General features: G+C 49.3%; 17 protein-coding genes. 7 read left to right on the forward strand and 10 right to left on the reverse strand.

Annotated elements, in window-relative coordinates:
• The first annotated feature begins 29 nt into the window (after positions 1-29).
• From HHL17_RS25880 to HHL17_RS25890, 3 genes are all read left to right on the forward strand, one after another.
• Complete coding sequence (locus HHL17_RS25880; RefSeq protein ID WP_169227740.1) at positions 30-701, forward strand: ArsR/SmtB family transcription factor; 672 nt, start codon at positions 30-32, stop codon at positions 699-701.
• 4 nt (positions 702-705) lie between these two features.
• Complete coding sequence (locus HHL17_RS25885) at positions 706-1,671, forward strand: helix-turn-helix domain-containing protein (RefSeq protein ID WP_169227741.1); 966 nt, start codon at positions 706-708, stop codon at positions 1,669-1,671.
• A 91-nt stretch (positions 1,672-1,762) separates the two neighbouring features.
• On the forward strand, positions 1,763-2,050 hold the full coding sequence (locus HHL17_RS25890; RefSeq protein WP_169227742.1) for a thioredoxin family protein: 288 nt from the start codon (positions 1,763-1,765) through the stop codon (positions 2,048-2,050).
• A 90-nt stretch (positions 2,051-2,140) separates the two neighbouring features.
• Here HHL17_RS25890 and HHL17_RS25895 read toward each other — a convergent pair whose 3' ends face one another.
• From HHL17_RS25895 to HHL17_RS25915, 5 genes are all read right to left on the reverse strand, one after another.
• On the reverse strand, positions 2,141-2,278 hold the full coding sequence (locus HHL17_RS25895; RefSeq protein ID WP_169227743.1) for a hypothetical protein: 138 nt from the start codon (positions 2,276-2,278) through the stop codon (positions 2,141-2,143).
• A gap of 131 nt (positions 2,279-2,409) precedes the next feature.
• A complete protein-coding gene (locus tag HHL17_RS25900; protein WP_169227744.1) occupies positions 2,410-2,826 on the reverse strand; it encodes a hypothetical protein in 417 nt (138 codons plus the stop codon).
• Positions 2,827-2,854: 28 nt separating this feature from the next.
• A complete protein-coding gene (locus tag HHL17_RS25905; RefSeq protein WP_169227745.1) occupies positions 2,855-3,409 on the reverse strand; it encodes a hypothetical protein in 555 nt (184 codons plus the stop codon).
• 15 nt (positions 3,410-3,424) lie between these two features.
• The gene (locus HHL17_RS25910; protein WP_169227746.1) at positions 3,425-3,982 is read right to left on the reverse strand and encodes a hypothetical protein; all 558 of its coding nucleotides are present in this window, start codon (positions 3,980-3,982) and stop codon (positions 3,425-3,427) included.
• Positions 3,983-3,994: 12 nt separating this feature from the next.
• Entirely contained in the window at positions 3,995-4,354 is a 360-nt protein-coding gene (locus HHL17_RS25915) for a DUF4180 domain-containing protein (protein ID WP_169227747.1), read from the reverse strand.
• Between the two features lie 122 nt (positions 4,355-4,476).
• Between HHL17_RS25915 and HHL17_RS25920 the strand changes: the two genes are divergently transcribed.
• Positions 4,477-6,912, forward strand: a complete 2,436-nt coding sequence (locus HHL17_RS25920; RefSeq protein ID WP_169227748.1) for an SEL1-like repeat protein — start codon at positions 4,477-4,479, stop codon at positions 6,910-6,912.
• A 57-nt stretch (positions 6,913-6,969) separates the two neighbouring features.
• Here the strand turns inward: HHL17_RS25920 and HHL17_RS25925 are convergent, their stop codons facing one another.
• Both HHL17_RS25925 and HHL17_RS25930 read right to left on the reverse strand, forming a co-directional pair.
• A complete protein-coding gene (locus tag HHL17_RS25925) occupies positions 6,970-7,143 on the reverse strand; it encodes a hypothetical protein (protein WP_169227749.1) in 174 nt (57 codons plus the stop codon).
• Positions 7,144-7,232: 89 nt separating this feature from the next.
• Positions 7,233-7,589, reverse strand: coding sequence for a winged helix-turn-helix transcriptional regulator (locus tag HHL17_RS25930; RefSeq protein ID WP_169227750.1), 357 nt, complete (start codon positions 7,587-7,589; stop codon positions 7,233-7,235).
• Between the two features lie 105 nt (positions 7,590-7,694).
• Between HHL17_RS25930 and HHL17_RS25935 the strand changes: the two genes are divergently transcribed.
• On the forward strand, positions 7,695-8,618 hold the full coding sequence (locus tag HHL17_RS25935; protein WP_169227751.1) for an alpha/beta hydrolase: 924 nt from the start codon (positions 7,695-7,697) through the stop codon (positions 8,616-8,618).
• A 34-nt stretch (positions 8,619-8,652) separates the two neighbouring features.
• Here HHL17_RS25935 and HHL17_RS25940 read toward each other — a convergent pair whose 3' ends face one another.
• Positions 8,653-9,159 carry a GNAT family N-acetyltransferase gene (locus HHL17_RS25940; RefSeq protein WP_169227752.1) on the reverse strand — a complete coding sequence of 169 codons (507 nt, stop codon included), beginning with the start codon at positions 9,157-9,159 and terminating at the stop codon, positions 8,653-8,655.
• Between the two features lie 295 nt (positions 9,160-9,454).
• Between HHL17_RS25940 and HHL17_RS25945 the strand changes: the two genes are divergently transcribed.
• Positions 9,455-10,942: a S8 family serine peptidase gene (locus HHL17_RS25945; RefSeq protein WP_169227753.1), complete on the forward strand. Its 1,488-nt coding sequence runs from the start codon at positions 9,455-9,457 to the stop codon at positions 10,940-10,942.
• Positions 10,943-11,012: 70 nt separating this feature from the next.
• Here HHL17_RS25945 and HHL17_RS25950 read toward each other — a convergent pair whose 3' ends face one another.
• Positions 11,013-11,528 carry a GNAT family N-acetyltransferase gene (locus HHL17_RS25950; RefSeq protein WP_169227754.1) on the reverse strand — a complete coding sequence of 172 codons (516 nt, stop codon included), beginning with the start codon at positions 11,526-11,528 and terminating at the stop codon, positions 11,013-11,015.
• 196 nt (positions 11,529-11,724) lie between these two features.
• Here HHL17_RS25950 and HHL17_RS25955 point away from each other — a divergent pair, with 196 nt between their 5' ends.
• Complete coding sequence (locus HHL17_RS25955) at positions 11,725-12,270, forward strand: hypothetical protein (protein ID WP_169227755.1); 546 nt, start codon at positions 11,725-11,727, stop codon at positions 12,268-12,270.
• On the opposite strand, the gene HHL17_RS25960 is transcribed toward HHL17_RS25955, so the two are convergent.
• Positions 12,267-12,944: a class I SAM-dependent methyltransferase gene (locus tag HHL17_RS25960; RefSeq protein ID WP_169227756.1), complete on the reverse strand. Its 678-nt coding sequence runs from the start codon at positions 12,942-12,944 to the stop codon at positions 12,267-12,269. The genes HHL17_RS25955 and HHL17_RS25960 overlap by 4 nt on opposite strands.
• Positions 12,945-13,010: the final 66 nt, after the last annotated feature.

The raw sequence follows: 13,010 nt of genomic DNA on the forward strand, positions 1-13,010 counted from the left end.
TAGTTGAATTTTCAGTATTTTTGCAGCTTATGAAAACAGCTGCGAGAAAATTCAAAGACACTGTTTATGCGGAGCTGTCCAAAACCGCGAAAGCATTGGGCAACCCGCACCGCATGGAGATCATTGATCTGCTGGCGCAAGGCCCCTTCACGGTGGAGACTATCGCCCGCTACACGGGCATGACCATCGCCAACACCTCCCAGCACCTGCAGGTACTGAAAAATGCGCAACTGGTAGCCATCAGCCGCAAAGGCAATTACATCTACTATCAGTTGACCGGAGAAAATGTATACGCCGCCTGGACATCCCTGCGGGAGCTGGGCATGGCGCACAATACAGCGGTAAAAAAGGCGATCGACCACTACCGCAAAGGCTACCATAATGGCGATGCAGTCACCGCAGAAGAGTTGCTGGATAAAGTACAGGCCGGCGATGTGATCGTACTGGATGTAAGACCGGAAGATGAATATCACCGGGGGCACATACACCGCGCCATCTCCATTCCGCTGGACCAGTTGCAGGAACGTATCCGCGAACTGTCCAAAAAACAGGAGATCGTGGCCTACTGCCGCGGCTCCCTCTGTATGCTGGTAGAAGAGGCCGTGACCCTGCTCACGCAACAAGGCTATAAAGCCAGGAAATTTGATGACGGATACAAGGACTGGGCCCTGAGAGGGTACCCAACCGCCATGACAATGTAAGAAGATGAGTTATCTGAAAAATACTTTCCGGGAAGTAAACAACCCACACGACTTCAAACAGGAATACCTATCCAGCCCCTCGCACTCTTTCTGCGAGGCCTGCGATAATATTGCACAGCAACAGACCAGCAATTTCCTGGAGATAGCCACGTTGGAACAGCTGAAGCGCCTGCATAAAAACAAAACTTTTTCCGCCACCCGCCGGAAGTTCTACTCCATGGTGTTGCTGACAGGCGGCAGTGTGCAGGAAACCATTGGCTACAATACCTATACCTTCGAACCGGGGGTTTTGTATTTTATTCCGGAGAGCCAGCTGCATGCCATTCACCACTGGAGCGAAGACGTAACAGGTTATCACTGCATCTTCGATGCGGACTATTTCCTGCTTTGCCTGAAGAATCAGGTCAAGCTGCATCAGTACCCTTTCTTCCAGCATGATAAAAAACCTTTTATCCATCTCTCCCCTGCTGAAACAGACATGGTTGCAGGCTTGTTCAACAAGTTAAAGGAAGAACATTGCAACCGGCAGACATTCAACGATGACCTGCTGGTACGGCTATACCTCAATGTGTTACTGATAGAAACAGAACGCATATTCCTGGCGCAGCACAGTGACAGCGATCCGCACATGCCCCGTAAAGAGCAGCTGGTAGCGTCTTTTAAAAACCTGGTATCCAAACATTACCAGGATTACAAACAGGTATCAGATTATGCCAAACTGTTGTTTGTGAATCCGCATCACCTGAATGACACCGTCAAAGAAATCACGGGCCATCCGGCCAGCAGCTTTATCCACCGGCAGCTGATCACGGAAGCCAAAGCGCAGCTGATTCAGAGCAATGAGACCATTGCCGGTATTGCCGGTCATCTCAATTTTGCTGATCAGTCATATTTCTGCCGGTTCTTCAAAAAACATACAGGTATCACCCCCATGCAGTACCGCCACGGGCACCGGCATCATAACAGTTAAAAAACTGCTGTTTGTACCAAAACCCCGGCGGAACGTATCACGATTTCTCCGGCTCCCCTGCCTAATTTTGCTGGTATAAAAATGAGATGATATGAGCCAGCAACACGCAACTTTACTACAGTTCTTTGCCAACTGGTGTTATCCTTGCAAAGTACTGACGCCCATCGTCAACACGGTGGAAACAAAAATGAGCAATCAGCTCCATGTCAGCCGCATTGATATTGATCAGGAAGAAGATCTGGCAAGCCGTTTCCATATTATGGCCGTGCCTACCCTGGTGCTCATGAAAGACAACCAGGAAATATGGCGCCATACCGGCGTATTGTCTGAGAATGATTTAAAAACAGCGCTGGGATCAGCGCTGTCCGGCAAGCTATAAAATATCAATGGTTGGTTTCTGTGAACGCAGAAAGCATAAGAAAAAAAGGTGGTTATATACGGGGGAACCGATCACGGTATCCCCGTTTTTTTACCTGTACCAATGTCCATAGTGATGATGATGATAATACGGGCGGTGGTAATATCCCGGGCGGTCATGGACCACCAGGCAGCTACTTAATCCCCCCACCAACACCAGCGCTATGACGATAAACTTTAACGTCTTCATAATCATAAACTTTTGTTGTGATGCATTGGCGGTTCCCTCAAACCCTGCAGCAGTTCGGGTTCCTGGAGGTAATAATGATAAAAGCGTGCCAGAGTGGGGTGGGGAGTGTTATTTAATGTTAATGTCTGTTATTACCAATCAGTTTCATACTCCTCTACCCATGACAAGCTATCGGGGAAAGGGATAGAAAACTGTTTAAACCTTTTAGTCGTAATTAATATCTGGCAGTTGCCCACATCTGTTGTATCATAAGCAACCGGGAATTGTTTACCCTCGATACTGTCCATTCCGGAGCGATGTATTTCGGGATAGACATCAGTGCTATAATATAATTTGTCCTTTACCTTATAAGAGTACTTGACCGAACCACCGGGACCTCTGGGATTGATGTTATATTCTTGTACCGTTCCAACAGTCAGAACATAATGTTGTTTTAGCCTGTAACGCATCATACTATAACTGATACCCAGACAAATTATTGTCCCAAAAACAAGATAGGGCAGCACTTGATTTATCCTTCCTAGAATTTCCACAATTTTATTTTTCATAGACTGCACCCTACTTTCATTGAACACACTATCTTTTTCCTCCTCCACTTCGATAGATCATCTCATTCAGTACCCCTGTTATCCTTTCCAGACCGCCCTCTTCCCGCGCAACAACCAGCACTGTTTTTTTTCTGTCATAGAGCACCGCTGACAAATACCACACATTGTAAGGCACACGGACCATGGATTTTTTCTTCCTGATTGTTTGAATATCGCGGACATGAAAATGCCATTCAGCACGAAGGAACAATCTTCTCAGCGGATTGCGCTTTCGAACGGTCACCTCTTTGCTTTTCAGGTCGATTGTTACTTCACTCACCGCATCCAGATCAATCCATAACGCCCTTACAAAGAATAACAATAAGGCAGGAAAAACGAACCAAACTATTCCCACCGCTGAAGTCTGACAAATACGCCAGCTACAGAGCAACAGGAATGTTATCATGGCTGCCAACACGATTATTCTTCCGGGAGAAAATGAAGATACGATCGATAGGCGATCGGCCTCTCGAACAAGTACAGGGTTAATTGCCTTGCGTTTTTCCGTAAACGTTGATTTATCTACAGTAGTATTTTTCTTCATATAGCAAGGGGATCGCTAGCTGATTTTTATCTTCTCTAACAATCGGGCATAAAGCGCTTTCAAAACCGGGAACAGTGTTTTAGTATCTATCGTTAATTTCTCCGGTATTTTTTTACCCCAGACTGCATAGTCAGCGATAAAATCGATAAAACGTTCGATGACATTACCTTCGAACAGCATCAACAACTGCTGATCATCTGCCTGAATGGCGTAGTCCTTCAACAGTTGTAAAGTGAGATAAATAGTTGCTAAGAGATCAGTATCCGGATGCAACCCTGGTTTTTCCAGCAAATCCAGGTCCACCATAGCGTATGGTTCATTACTCCCCAATCTTGCCACGGCCCATGTCTGCATCTGTGTTTTGTCAAATGTCTCATCCATACGCAGAATTTCAGCGTACAGATCATCCGGAGAAGAAAACAACAGTATGTTGTCATCTGTATCCGTCAGCCATTTATCATCATATGATGCATCGGACGTGTCTGCACCATGAACAGTATAGTATACCTTTCCGGAGAGGCGTACCTCCAGTAAAAACTTACGGTATTTTTCAGAGATGTCCTGATGATGCATGCGGTTAATGTCTTATTTTCCCAGTTTCTCCACCGCCTGCTCTACCGTTGGCATAAAACTGATGTGCCGGCCTTTGTTGCTTTCATAAATAAAGTCGCGAATGCTCTTACCGGGATACTTTTCAAAAGCGCCGACAATACTCAGTTGCATGTGGTAATTGATAAACTTCTGCAGCACTTCGCCGGCTATACCGGTTTTCAACTCGAAGAAGTCCGGGATGATATTCTTCTCATGTATAATTACTTTGTCGAAATCCTGATAGTGAACATCAACAATTAATTGTAATGCTTCATCGGGGTTATTGATCAGTATCTCATCTGAAATCACTTCAGCAATGCGTACAGTGCCGGTTTCATGAATGGCCAGGGTCATTTCTGTTTAAATTTTAACAGATAGCAAGATAGATTTTTTTTGGAAGATGCCCGAAAATACGCCAATTTGCCCCTGTTAACCAGCGGCATAGCAGTGCCGGAAAGAAAAATAATAATTGTGTCATGTCACACCGTATCTACCTGTACAACCTGAACAACGAAGGAAACCGCCCTGCACCGGAAATTCCGGCTGACGGCTCTCTAGAGAGTATATTGCCTGTTATCGGCGGCCAGGGTGGGCACAGCATCACCCTGATGGAATGGAAATATGAATTTCCCTTCTTTCTTCACCCGTTATTTGCCAGCCAGCCACACCTGGGCACTCCCGCCTATAACGGACAAAACGGAGGCATTTATGCCGACGCGCGCGAAGGCATCGCCGCACTGAAAAGACTATACGATTTTATCGATACGCACGCGGACATATTGATCGATGACCCGGCAGCCTTCCGGACAGACAAACAAAACATCTTTGACTTTCTCGATAAAAAAATCGGGTATGACAGCTTCCACCTTGACGCGTGGGACGTGTTCAACATGAGTGACGAGCCACATGAAGCACAAGCTGCTGAACTGCTGGAACAGATCAACGGCACCAATGTCGCCATTGAAGCAGCTATTGCCGCCAATGACCCGTTGTTGCTCAACGAATGTCCCGATGTACAGCACAATCCCTATCGCTTCAAAACCTTCCGGGAATTTTTCAGTACCAGCGTGTATAGTTATGGCTGGAACGTCATCCAGTCGGGCTATTATGAGCCAAACGAGGAAGACTCCAACCAGGAAGCATTCACCGAAAACGGCCTTACCGGCCTGAAAGTAGATGGTGAAGTAGTGATTCCCGCCGAATACGACGAAGTATTTATTTTCCCGGAGGATGAAGAGTTCGCAGTCGTTAACCGGGGAGGCAAATGGGGCTATGTAAACAAACAGGGAGAACTAGTTTCCGGGCTGGTCTACGACATGGCCGATGATGTAACGGATGGCCGGGCCCTGGTAAAGTCCGGTGAACAGTTTTATCTGCTGCTGCCCGGAGCACCACTTCCCGACACAGGCTATGAAGACGTTTCCGTACTTTACGAAGATCCCTTGCTGTACGCAGCGGGCCGGGAAGGACGCTATGGTATTATCGATGCGGAAGGCAACCAGCTTCTGCCTTTTGCCTTTGCAACGGGCATAGAACCGCTCTATTATGCTGAAATGACCCTGTTCGCAGCCCGCCACCTGGACTCCAATATTAAACATCACTATACATCATCATTTATACGCATCGGCGATGACAGCATCGACGAAGTAATTCCGTTTGGCAGTTTCAACAAAGGCACCTTATTTCAGTTCATCCGCCGGAAACCACAGCAACGCTGCGGCCTCTTCACCATAGAAGGCAAAGAGCTGCTTCCCGTGATGTATGACGAATTAGAGGAGATAACCAGTGACGCTATCATTGTACGCCAGGGTAAAAACAAAGGCATCTGGTCCGTTTCCCAGGGTTGGCTGTTACCGCTCTCCCCCGTTAGCCTCGAGACTATTCTTGGATACGCCTGCATAATTTCCCAGGATGGTAAAGAAGGCATGTATATCCCAAACTACAAGGTCATACCTCCGGCTTACGATACTATTGCCCGCGAATTCACCTGGCATGACAACAGCAACTGGTATACCATCGCGGTGAATGCAGCGGGAGCCTTCTCCATCACCCATCAAGGCGAGATAAAACAGCTGACAACGGCGGATATAGCGGCCATCATCACGGATAACCGTTATCGTTATACGGAAGAACTATTGAGCGTTCTTGTCCAACTGGCCGGCGATGACATTCCCGACGACCTCCTGTATCAAAAAGGTTCCGACGCGCTGGATGCGGAGCAATACGAAGATGCCATCCGCTACTATAAAAAAGCTGCTGACAAGGGTAATAAAGACGCCATGAATGACCTGGGTTTTCTCTATGAAACCATAGACGGTTATATCGATGACATCGCGGCTTTTGACTGGTATGCCCGCGGTGTGGCTGCCGGTTCTCCCCATGCCGCCAACGGACTGGGCAACTGTTATCAACACGGTATCGGTACTTCACCAGACATCCGCAAAGCACAGGAACTTTACCTGCAAGCTGCCTCCCAGCATATACCCCATGCCCATTACAACCTCGGCATGCTGTACTATGAGGGTATCAAAGTACCGAAAGACGATCAACAGGCGCTGAAACATTTCGTATATGCGAGCAGGTTGGGTATCGATTGTTATAACTATGTGGGCACGCTCTCTGAAGTAGCGGAAGACTATAAAAATGCGGTAGATGCCTACCGCAGCGGTATTAAGAACAAAGATGGATACTGCGCCTTCAACATGGCCCGGCTTTACGAGCTGGGATTGGGCGTGAAATCCGATGCCCGCAAAGCGCTCTCCCACTACATGAAAGCGGTGGACTTCGGGATGGATGACGCGCTCCTTGAACTGCGCCGTATGTACCACTACAACGAAGACGTAAAAGACGAAGCACGGGCACGGCAGTATGAACAACAGGCGCGCGACGCCGGACTGGACATCCCCGAATAAAATATACGAAGGGGCCGCCTTATCAAGCGGCCCCTTTCATTATCATCAGATACCCCATCATGGTTTTTTCTTTGGTTCGGATTCCGGAGAATTTTCCTGCGGCTTTTCATCGGTGGTAGTGTCTTGTCCGGGCTGCTCTTCTGTAAAATCCGATTCTCCTTCCGCACCCAATAAATCGTCTTTGGAAAACGGGGGATCTGGTTGTCCGGTAACATCCTTTTCCTTGTCCATAACAACATGCTTTTATGGGTTAAAGAATCCGTATTCACCCATAAAAATCCCAAATCTGTGCCAGCAGTAGCAGGCCGGGGCATTTCTTATTATTTTATCTCCGGATAATCGATCCCTGCCTTTCGTATCAGTCCAAAGCCATACTGTATCAGCATCTCTATTACCGGCAGGGCCTCCTTTCCTTTTTCGGTTATCCGGTATTCCACCTTTGGCGGCGCCACCGGAAAAACAGTCCGCTCAATCATGCCCAGTGTCTCCAGTTCCCTCAACTGAGTGGTCAGCATCTTATGCGTGATATGTGGGATTTCATTCTTCAACTCCCCATAACGCAGCACTTTTTCCCGTAACCTCCACAGTATCGGTATCTTCCAGGTACCACCGATATGATGAAGCGCAAATTCAACAGGATTATAAAAAACTTTGTTATCAACAATAAATTCGGGCATGACAGGCTGTTTAAACAGCGATACTCACCTAAAAGTAAGTATCGCACTTAAAAGTATAACACCAATTATTACCAGCACCTGAGACACCTTTGCGTAAATTTTTTTATGCAGACATACAACAGGCAGGTCAATGCAAATGTACAGGCTTATCTGGAAAACGTACATACCCACCACCCTTCCGCACCCGCTACCATGGAGGCGTTCCGGAAAGGGTTATTGGATGTGATGCCGGGATGGAGCGGAGAAAAAACAGCACTCCCGCTGGTAGTACAACGACTGGTCAACCCGAATTTGAGCGTCACTGTTTACAGCCCGCAGCCCGGCATACAACCAGCACTGCTCTATTTCCACGGCGGCGGATGGGTACGTGGCAGCGTAGCCACGCACGACTGGTTGTGTCGTAATCTGGCCGCGCAATCCGGCGTGGCCATCGTTTCGGTGGAGTATCGGCTATCACCGGAACATGTATTCCCCGCGGCCGTGGATGATGGTTTCGATGCGTTATTATGGCTGAGGGACAATGCCGTTTCGCTGGATATCGACGTGCAACGTATAGCCATTGGCGGTGACAGCTCCGGTGGCAATATTTCCATCGCCACCCTCCTGCGCGCCAGGGAGGCCGGCATTGCCCTCGCAGCGCAATTGCTTATTTACCCTCCCATAGAAGCCCGCTTTGATACCGCCTCCTACAATACTTATGCAGAAGGTTATCACCTCACCCACCAAACGATGCAGCGATGCTGGCAGGCCTATACTGGCCAGGAAGAAAATGCCCGCCATCCACAGGCCGCCGTTATCCATAATGATTTCAGGGGATTACCACCGGCGCTGATCATTGCAGCGGAATGTGACCCACTGCGTGATGATGGCCGGCAGCTGGCAACCCGGTACCGGCAGGCGGGTGTTCCTGTTCAGTATTCTCTGTATCCCGGCACTATCCACGCTTTCTTCCTCATGCCGGCACTGTTGCCGGAAGCGCGGGAAGCACAACAGGAAGCTGCCCGCTTCTTGCGGGATACACTGCAATAAACCTCTGTGGCGGAACAGGCAGTTCCGCCGCTTTTTATTCCGGACGACGTAACACGAAATAAGCTGCTTCCTTTTGGTCACGCACAATATTATGCGGCGCCCTGCTGAAGCCGGCTTTCTCCAATACCTTCTGTGAACCGATATTATCCAGATGCGTAAGCGCCACCACATCTCTGACGGAGGTGTGCGTAAAACAATATTCCACCAACGCCTTGCTCACCGCGGTGGCAATCCCTTTGCCCCAATAGGCCTTCGCCAGCGTATAACCGATTTCCAGCTGACCGGACACTTCTACAAAAGGCCGCGCCAGACAGGTACCGATAAGTTCGTTGGTCACGGCGTCCCAAATACCCCAGCGGCTGAACAATCCTTTGCTGTAATCCTCCAGCGCTATGGCGAATAATTGTTTGTAACGCTCCGGTGTAACGGGAGGCAGGTACTGTGTCACTTCCGGGTCCTCAAACAGGGTAAGGAACAGGTCCAGTTCCTCCGGCAAAAATTCACGGACGAGAATAGTGTCGTTCTTGTATATTGTATGCATGGTCATCCATGTTATTGTTGGCAATAGTAACAATTGTTGCTTTTGGTGGTTTGCGGAAAATTCGTATATTCATCTAAGTAATGACGCAGTCAAATAACCATTAGATTAATACAGCCCTTACAGAACCAACCAATTACTACTAAAGGTACGCCATACTTTATTACCACCTTCCATGTATCAATAGCTATCAGGTCAGCATATCTGTACCGTAAGTCATCCTGATAAACCCGCTGTATGTAGCCAGTGCGGGAAACCGTGTCTATTCTTTATTTGTTCAACCTATAAAAAAACCAACATGAAATCGCGATTAAGTTTCATCCTTGCCCTGAGCATCAGTATTGCAGGATGTACCAAAAAAGCACAGGAACTTCCTGCCGACCAACCCATTGACAATGCGCAACAGGCCATTGGCCTGAAAGGCCAGAACCACCTGCTGCCCGGTGTGGACCAGTACCGGCTGCTCGTAAAGTTCAAGGCCGCCGCTATTGAGGACGTAGAAAAAAACCAACCCGTATTTGCAGCGCGACAGGCGCCGGCAGCCGCTGCAACATGGGGCCGCACCTCCGGCGACGTACAGTCGTATACGTATGAACAGGCCATCCCGCTCAGCCCCGAAGAGAAAACCGCACTGAAGCAGGGACGGCAGGCTGCACCGGCGCCCGGCCAGTTCAACCGCTACGCCTTCAGAGGACTGCTGTATGTAAAAGAAGCCCCTGGCCTGTCTCCCGCAGCAGTGCTGAAACTGGCCAATGCTTTTGAACAACTGGACATCGTAGAGTATGCGGCCATTGAGCCGGTAAACACGCCGCCGCCGCCCACACCGGATTTCACCAGTCAGCAGTACTACAAAAACGATGTTGATGCCAGTAACCCCTCCATACGCGGCATCAACGCCAACTATGCCTGGTCCATCGGCGTTACCGGCTCCGGTATCCGGATTGCTGACATCGAATGGGGTTACAACAAAAACCATGAAGACCTGACCGGAGGCCGCAATGTGGAAGTGCTGCCACCACCGGATGATCAGTTCAAAGACCATGGCACCGCAGTGACCAGCATACTGGTAGCGAAAAATAACGGCTTTGGCGTCACTGGTTTGGTGTATGGCGCAGATAGCCTCTATGTCATCTCAGAACGGGTAGCCGGAAGACCCGCCGGTATCGCTGCTGGCCTGCAACGCTTACGCCGTGGTGACGTGTTCCTCTATGAAATGCAAACCGGTGGCCAGGGTGGACAATATGTCCCTGCTGACTACAATCAGGCCGTATGGGACATTACCAAAACCGCCACTGACTCAGGGATCGTCATCGTAGCAGCGGCCGGCAACGGCAACCAGGACCTCGATGGCGCGTTTTACGCCGGTTACCGCGCCCGGGGCGACAATGGCGCTATCATCGTAGGCGCCGGTACCAAATCTGCGCAGAACAAAGCCAGTTTCTCTACCTATGGCAGCTCCGTACACATACAGGGCTGGGGCGACTGGTCAGTGACCAGCGCAGGATATGGCACGCTGTATAACGGCGGCCCCAATGCTACCTATTCCAACAACTTCTCCGGTACCTCCTCCGCCACACCGATCGCTGCATCAGCAGTGATTGCCGTACAATCGTGGTACAAAGCCCGTACCGGCACCGTACTATCGCCGCGGGCTATACGGAATTTGCTGATCAATACCGGTACACCGCAAGGTACCGGTGGGCATATCGGACCATTGCCGAACATTAAATCAGCGATTGAGTCGCTGCTGGCAACAGGCCTGTCTGCCACCGCCAAACGTTACTGATATCGTCCATAAAATCAACAACCCGCTGCAAGCAGCGGGTTGTTGGTCACTATAAAATCCATCTACATATTTATTCCGTTACATAAAACGATGCATGGTACTGCACCGTGCCCGTTGGCACCATTCCTTCAAAAGCCAATACCTGGAAGTATTCCGCGGGAGCTTCCGGATACAGCAGCCTGGCATCGGTTTTAAAACCAAACCTGCCGTAATAGGCCGGATCACCTAATACCACACAGCCTTTTGCAGGAGACTGTCCTAATGCAGTAAGTGCCGCCTTGATCAGTGCAGAGCCAATACCAGCCCCCTGTTTTTCAGGGAGGACAGATACCGGTCCCAATCCGAACCACCCCTTGTCCCCCGAAGAAATTTCCACCGGAGAAATAGCCACATGACCTATCAATGCCCCGTTTTCTTCCACCACCAGTGATACGGTTAATTGCCCGCTGGCCCGCAGTGCACGGATGATAAATTGTTCGGTACCGCTGGCATGGGCCGCAGAGAGGAACGCTGCTTTGGTAACAGCATCAATTTGTAGGATATCGGATATTGTTTCTTTTCTGATGATATAATTGTTTGTATTCATTGCCGGATAATAGTTGTCCCGATGCGCAGTTAGATCAACCACGCATAACAGGTGTGTATAAATGTTTTTCCTTAAAAAGTTTGTATGCAATTACCGGCGGAGAGCCGGTAACTACGCTATTACAATATCCAGCATTCGACAAAGGTAAGAAAAAATTACGCCCCGTATTTTGCGCCCTGTTCGGTATATTTGAAATATGATGTTCCGCCTCCTGTTTATCCTCCTGTTCCTGCCAACACCACCCGGCAAAAAAGTGATTTCCGGCCACCTCGTGGCTGATAAGCCCTGGGACTACGAGAACACTTTTTCCCAGATCATTCTGAAAAGTAAAGGGAAAATTATCGGTAGGAGCAACATTAGCGGTCAAGGCGGGTTCATCTATACTTTCCCGGACCGCGTTCCTAAACAAGTGGATATTATCTATACCGAACTCGGCATGGGCGCCGACATGTACCTTCAGCATATTGACCTGACTGACACCACAGACACCATACGGCTGACGATTCCCATTCCCGCACACGTCGGGATAGACACTGCCGGCAAAGCCATTTGCCCTAAATGTAACAGAACAGATGAGACCAGGGAGTTGGTTTATGGCATCGCACAGGTAGTCACCAAGACCAGAAAATCGGGGAAAGTCATCTATAGCCCCGCGGTGGGGAACAAATATTACATGGGGTCTTGTATGCAGCCCGCCCAGGGGCCGAAATGGCACTGCAACAGAGATAATATCTTCTTCTAAGCCGATACCTGCAATACAAATATCAACGATACGGGCGCCTGTGTTTCCGGGTGCACCGGTTCCCCCAATTGTTTCACCGCCAGGCCTGCGTCTGCAAACAACCGCGTCCAGTCTTCCAGCGTTCTGAAATACCACGGGTAGGGCTGTACGAATGCACGTTTCATCCCGTTCCAGCTTCCCTCCTTCCATCCTGAGATGTAAGGCTCCTGCCCGGCAATTACCAGCGGATGCAGGGTTTGAATAAACACCAGTCCGTTGTCCGCCACCACCCGGCGAATGTTTTTTAGCAAGGCTTCTGTATCAGCCTGGTCCAGCAACGCGAAATTGATAACCGCCGCATCGAATTTTTTATCTACCGTATAGGTCCCGGTAGCGATGTCCTGAAAGCTGGCCACCGCGTAGCTGCCGCCGCCTTTTTCACGCGCATTGTCTATCAGTGCCGCCACCGTGTCCACACCAGCGGCTTTCAGGCCTTTGTTATGCAATGCGCGCGTCAGCCACCCTTCTCCACAACCGATGTCCAGTACCGATACCAGCGGGTAGCTGGTCACCGTACGGACTATCGCCTCGTTGGTAACGAGCATCCGCGATTCAATTTCACCATGATCGATGGTAGCTATCCACTGGTCTGCATTGGCATGCCAGGAGGCAATGATACGGTTGGCCTGACTCATAACGGGTAAATTTTAGCATCCCTAAGTTAGTCTTTTTTCAAAACTGGACCACCTGCATTTATAGAA

The sequence above is a fragment of the Chitinophaga fulva genome, assembly GCF_012927205.1.
In the GTDB taxonomy this organism is placed as follows: Bacteria; Bacteroidota; Bacteroidia; order Chitinophagales; family Chitinophagaceae; genus Chitinophaga; species Chitinophaga fulva.

Coding starts and splice junctions, on each gene's coding strand:
- HHL17_RS25900 (WP_169227744.1), bottom strand. CDS start 2,826: ATGAAAAATAAAATTGTGGAAATTCTAGGAAGGATAAATCAAGTGCTG.
- HHL17_RS25880 (WP_169227740.1), top strand. CDS start 30: ATGAAAACAGCTGCGAGAAAATTCAAAGACACTGTTTATGCGGAGCTG.
- HHL17_RS25915 (WP_169227747.1), bottom strand. CDS start 4,354: ATGACCCTGGCCATTCATGAAACCGGCACTGTACGCATTGCTGAAGTG.
- HHL17_RS25945 (WP_169227753.1), top strand. CDS start 9,455: ATGAAATCGCGATTAAGTTTCATCCTTGCCCTGAGCATCAGTATTGCA.
- HHL17_RS25925 (WP_169227749.1), bottom strand. CDS start 7,143: ATGGACAAGGAAAAGGATGTTACCGGACAACCAGATCCCCCGTTTTCC.
- HHL17_RS25885 (WP_169227741.1), top strand. CDS start 706: ATGAGTTATCTGAAAAATACTTTCCGGGAAGTAAACAACCCACACGAC.
- HHL17_RS25960 (WP_169227756.1), bottom strand. CDS start 12,944: ATGAGTCAGGCCAACCGTATCATTGCCTCCTGGCATGCCAATGCAGAC.
- HHL17_RS25930 (WP_169227750.1), bottom strand. CDS start 7,589: ATGCCCGAATTTATTGTTGATAACAAAGTTTTTTATAATCCTGTTGAA.
- HHL17_RS25940 (WP_169227752.1), bottom strand. CDS start 9,159: ATGCATACAATATACAAGAACGACACTATTCTCGTCCGTGAATTTTTG.
- HHL17_RS25905 (WP_169227745.1), bottom strand. CDS start 3,409: ATGAAGAAAAATACTACTGTAGATAAATCAACGTTTACGGAAAAACGC.
- HHL17_RS25910 (WP_169227746.1), bottom strand. CDS start 3,982: ATGCATCATCAGGACATCTCTGAAAAATACCGTAAGTTTTTACTGGAG.
- HHL17_RS25890 (WP_169227742.1), top strand. CDS start 1,763: ATGAGCCAGCAACACGCAACTTTACTACAGTTCTTTGCCAACTGGTGT.
- HHL17_RS25920 (WP_169227748.1), top strand. CDS start 4,477: ATGTCACACCGTATCTACCTGTACAACCTGAACAACGAAGGAAACCGC.
- HHL17_RS25935 (WP_169227751.1), top strand. CDS start 7,695: ATGCAGACATACAACAGGCAGGTCAATGCAAATGTACAGGCTTATCTG.
- HHL17_RS25895 (WP_169227743.1), bottom strand. CDS start 2,278: ATGAAGACGTTAAAGTTTATCGTCATAGCGCTGGTGTTGGTGGGGGGA.
- HHL17_RS25955 (WP_169227755.1), top strand. CDS start 11,725: ATGATGTTCCGCCTCCTGTTTATCCTCCTGTTCCTGCCAACACCACCC.
- HHL17_RS25950 (WP_169227754.1), bottom strand. CDS start 11,528: ATGAATACAAACAATTATATCATCAGAAAAGAAACAATATCCGATATC.